At 34.8% G+C, this 5,394-nt stretch carries 3 protein-coding genes; all 3 read right to left on the bottom strand.

All coding sequences use genetic code 11. From position 1 onward, the window contains the following. Positions 1-201 precede the first annotated feature (201 nt). Entirely contained in the window at positions 202-2,145 is a 1,944-nt protein-coding gene (locus tag ACVCXO_RS00180) for an OmpA family protein (protein ID WP_452227585.1), read from the bottom strand. Positions 2,146-2,155: 10 nt separating this feature from the next. After that, entirely contained in the window at positions 2,156-3,088 is a 933-nt protein-coding gene (locus ACVCXO_RS00175) for a PorP/SprF family type IX secretion system membrane protein (RefSeq protein ID WP_452227584.1), read from the bottom strand. 62 nt (positions 3,089-3,150) lie between these two features. Next, positions 3,151-5,394: T9SS type B sorting domain-containing protein (locus ACVCXO_RS00170; RefSeq protein WP_452227583.1), on the bottom strand; the 2,244-nt coding region annotated here is incomplete at its 5' end.

The raw sequence follows: 5,394 nt of genomic DNA, 5'->3' as shown, positions 1-5,394 counted from the left end.
AAATCCTTGCTCGATTTCCATGACAACTTCTAACTTAAAAGAAAGAGAGTAATCCTTTTGAGTACGCTTGACGTAGTCCGTCTTTTCTATTGGTTTCATTACACTAAGGTTTTAGTGTATCGCTATTTCAGGACGTGACATTGAATAGAAATAAAAAAACCACCAAGAAATTGGTGGTTTTTTTATTTACTTTATTTTTTGTTAGTCCATGGAAACTACAATAAACTCACTACGTCTATTAAGTTGGTGTTCTTCTTCTGTACATGGTACACCGTCAGAACATCTATTAGTTAACCTTCTTTCTCCATAACCATTTCCTGTTAATCTATTAGCATCTATTAAACCCACTTTAATAATATGTGCTATAGTCGATTTATTTCTTCTTTTAGATAATGCTTCGTTATAACTATAAGGAGCTCTAGAATCTGTATGCGAACGTACATCTATTTTCATATTAGGATATTGCTTCATTACCGCTATTACTTTTTGCAATTCTAATGCTGCATCTGGTCTAATATTAGATTTATCAAAATCGAAATAAATAATTGGAATATCTAATACTTGAGCTAAATCAGTACCAACTTTAATTTCTCTAACCTCTTTAGATAAGTTAAGTTCTAAATCTAATTCTTGTTTTGTACTTGGCGTAGTAAAACGTACTTCATCTGAAGCATAATCTTGTTTCTGCGCACGTACTAAATATTCTTCTTCACAGTCTAAATTAAAAGTAAAAGAGGCATCCCATTCAACCACTAATCGTTGCATTTCTTTTCCGTCTTTATCAAATAAGATAACGGTAGCTTCTGACAATAATTCCCTTGTGTTTTTATCTTTAACTATACCTTCTACAATTTGCTCACACTTGGTTTCTTTTGCTGCAAAACTATAAATATCATCATCTCCTTTTCCGTTTAGTCTATTAGAAGAGAAAAAACCTTCATTAGTACCTAAGTTTTCATAGTACGCAAAATCATCTTGCGGACTATTAATAGGCTTTGCTAAATTTTCTACAGCTAGAGTAGAACTACTTGCATATTTATTTTCAAAATCTCTAATTACATATACATCTAAACCTCCTAAACCAGGATAGCCATTAGAGGAAAAGAATAAATCTCCTCTTTCGTTAATAAAAGGAAATGTTTCTTGTCCTTCTGTATTTATTTTAGATCCTAAATTTACAGGTTTCCCTAAAGTACCATCCGTATTAATATCTACGACATACAAATCGGACTTCCCTTGCGTATCTGGCATATCTGAAGCAAAATATAATTTTGTTCCGTATACGTTAATCGATGGATGTGCTACACTGTATTGGTTACTATTAAAATGCACAGACTCTATATCTCCCCAAGTTTCATCTTCTTGCAGTCTAGCTCTGTAAATCTTTAACCTAGTAACATCTTCACTATCTCTTTTTAGTTTTTTGTTTGTATAGTTATTACGAGTAAAAAACATTAATTGATCATCTGGTGTAAATGAAGGTGTAGATTCATGATACGGTGTATTTACAGTTTCATCATAATTTTCTACATTAATATAGGTACCATCTTCTTGTTTTTCTACTGCATATAAATCTAAAAATGGTTGATCATTCCATCCATAACTTTTACCATCTCCTCTAGAAGAGGCAAATATTAATTTGTTTTTATATTGGGTGGTACCAAAATCTGAAACTTCAGAATTAAAGTCCATATTAGTTACTTCAAAATCTTTACTTGCCTTTTCAATTTTAGCAAGATAGTTTACTGTCGAAGCAAAAGCTCTTCCTCTAGAATCATTAGATTTAGATTCATTGAATTTTGTCATCCATTTATCAGATTCTTCATAGTTTTCGCCATACTTTAATGCTTGTGCATATCTAAAGTAGTATTCCGCATCTAAAGGTTCATCTAAAGCCATTAATTCTCCATACCATTTTGTAGCCTCTTCCATTTTATTATTGAAATAGAAAGAGTTACCCAGTTTTTGAAATAAATCGACAGACTTATGACCCGCTTCTGCAACTTCAAGTAAAATTTCACTTGTTTTTACGTAGCTAAATTGGTCATATTGTTTACTTGCTTTTTTAATTTTTCCTTTTTGGGCATACCCTATAGATATAAAGAAACCAAAAAAGGCAATTAATGTAAGTTTATATAATTTCATAATCTTTTATTTAGAAGAATCTAGGAGAAATAATTTTACTATCTTTTTTGAACAATTCAAATCTTAACATGATTTCATAAGAACCACTATTAAATTTAGTTTTACCAAGTTCAGTAGTTTCTTTATCATATGCCAAACCAATCATTAATCCTTCCGTAATTTGGAAACCAGCTAATGCACTTAAAGAAGCACTCCATCTATAAGCAGCACCTAAAGTAAGCTTATCGTTTATTAAAAAGTTTGCTGTTAAATCTACCTGTAAAGGAGCTCCTTGCACAGCTTTACCTAAAAATGCTGGCTTAAATTTTAAATTCTCTGATAAATCAAAAACATAACCTCCAATTAAATAATAATGAATTCTTTCGGTTGCTGTAGATAAGGTTACTTCATCCAAATGTTCTGTTTCCAATAGGTTTGGAGCAGAAACACCTAAATACCATTTATCAGCATGACGATAGTATAAACCAACTCCTACGTTAGGTGAAAACTCACTTATAGATCCTGTTGGTAATACAGCATCTGTATTATATCGTTTAAGCTCATCATAATTAATATTTAATAAATGACCTCCTCCTTTTAATCCAAAAGAAAATCTTCCTTTATCTGAAGTATGAAAAGTATAAGAAAAATCAATATCAAAGTTAGTTTCATGGGTTGGCCCAATATTATCATTAATGATAGACAATCCTAGACCTAGCTTTTCACTACTTCCAATAGGCGAATGAACACCTAGCGTTTGTGTCTCAGGAGCACCATCTAGGCCTACCCATTGTGTTCTGTATAAACCAACAACGCTTAACACTTCTCTCGAACCAGCATAGGCAGGGTTTATACTCATTGTATTATACATATACTGGGTATATTGAGCTTCCTGCTGTGCAAAACTTTCTAAGCAAAAAGTAGTGCTAATACTAATAACTAATAGTAAGATTTTATTTTTCATTATAATCTATTATTTTTATTTTATAAATGGAGGTAGACGCTAATCTACCTCCTTTTTTAATTCTATCTATGGATATATAAATAACCTGCTTTTTCTTTAGTCTCTCCGTTCTTAACGTAAGACACTATGTAGAAATAAGTACCTTCTGGTAATAATTCATCTTCACTAATAGTAACTCTACCATCTGATCTACCACTAAAATACTCTCCATTCTGACCGTATCCTAAAGCATCATATACTAAAACTCCCCATCTATTATAAATTCTTACCTGATTCTCTGGGAACAATTCAATATTTTCAATTGTAAAGACGTCATTATCATAATCTCCATTAGGCGTTACCGCGTTGAATATTTCAATATCATCATCCGATTCTGCTAAAACTCCATTATCTACTTCTAGATAATCTGGAAGACCATCTCCGTCACTATCAAACGCATCGAAACCAAATCCATCACCAGGGTATTCATCACTTGTTAGAATCTCATCATTATCATCATCCGTATCTAAATAATCAGGTGTACCATCTCCATCTGTATCCTCATTTGCAGGTAAACCATCTCCTGTTGGATCTACTTCTCCATCTGATACATCTGTATCTGTGTAATCTTCATTAATAGTTAATACTCCATCATTATCATCATCTGTATCATTGAAGTTAGGCATACCATCTCCATCGGTATCTCCGTAACCTAACTCTTCTCCATTTGGTACATTATCATTATCACAATCATCTGCTAACCAAGCTGCAGAAGGATCCACTGTTGCGCTCTCTATTACAAGATCACAATAATCATGTGGATCTGTACCATCCATAATTTCGTCAATATCAATAACTCCATCTCCATCACAATCAATTGAAACTGTGATTGGTTCTGTAATATCGTCTACATTATAAGAACATGGATTATTTGGATCCGTTCCGTTTAAAATTTCAACACTATCTAATACACCATCTCCATCCGTATCACAACTTGTAACTGCTGTTACAGGTAAAGTAATATCTGTTGCTGTAAATTCACATGCATCATTTGGATCTGTGTCGTTTGGCCCTTGAACGCCGTCTCCATCAGGATCCACCTCGTCTAAGTTACTTACTCCGTCACCATCACAATCTGCAGTTGCCCAATCACTTGTTGTGTCTGTTAAATCTACATTGGATAATGTTCCTCCAATACATGGATCCGTATCATTTGGATCCGTATCACTTGTTTCTCCATCACCATCACAATCTGTGATTGCTGTTACAGGTAAAGTAATATCTGTTGCTGTAAATTCACATGCATCGTTTGGATCTGTGTCGTTTGGTCCTTGAACGCCGTCTCCATCAGGATCTACTTCGTCTAAGTTACTTACTCCATCTCCATCACAATCTGCAGTTGCCCAGTCACTTGTTGTGTCTGTTAAATCTACATTGGATAATGTTCCTCCAATACATGGATCCGTATCATTTGGATCCGTATCACTTGTTTCTCCATCGCCATCACAATCTGTAATCGCTGTTACAGGTAAAGTAATACCTGTTGCAGTAAACTCACAAGCATCGGTTGGATCGGTGTCGTTTGGTCCTTGAACGCCGTCTCCATCAGGATCCACCTCGTCTAAGTTACTTACTCCATCTCCATCACAATCTGCAGTTGCCCAGTCACTTGTTGTGTCTGTTAAATCTACATTTGATAATGTTCCTCCGATACATGGATCGGTATCATTTGGATCCGTATCACTTGTTTCTCCATCGCCATCACAATCTGTAATTGCTGTTACAGGTAATGTAATATCTGTTGCTGTAAATTCACATGCATCATTTGGATCTGTGTCGTTTGGTCCTTGAACGCCGTCTCCATCAGGATCCACTTCGTCTAAGTTACTTACTCCATCTCCATCACAATCTGCAGTTGCCCAGTCACTTGTTGTGTCTGTTAAATCTACACTTGATAATGTTCCTCCGATACATGGATCGGTATCATTTGGATCCGTATCACTTGTTTCTCCATCACCATCACAATCCGTAATTGCTGTTACAGGTAAAGTAATATCTGTTGCTGTAAATTCACATGCATCGTTTGGATCGGTGTCGTTTGGTCCTTGAACGCCGTCTCCATCAGGATCCACCTCGTCTAAGTTACTTACTCCGTCACCATCACAATCTGCAGTTGCCCAGTCACTTGTTGTGTCTGTTAAATCTACATTTGTTAAATCTCCTCCAATACATGGATCCGTATCATTTGGATCCGTATCACTTGTTTCTCCATCACCATCACAATCCGTAATTGCTGTTACAGGTAAAGTAATATCTGCTGCTGTAAA

The sequence above is a fragment of the Lacinutrix sp. MEBiC02404 genome (genome assembly GCF_053601575.1).
This window is presented reverse-complemented; position numbering and strand designations above follow the sequence as displayed.

Excerpts from the sequence above, each read along its gene's own strand:
- ACVCXO_RS00175 (WP_452227584.1), bottom strand. The coding sequence starts at position 3,088 with ATGAAAAATAAAATCTTACTATTAGTTATTAGTATTAGCACTACTTTT.
- ACVCXO_RS00180 (WP_452227585.1), bottom strand. The coding sequence starts at position 2,145 with ATGAAATTATATAAACTTACATTAATTGCCTTTTTTGGTTTCTTTATA.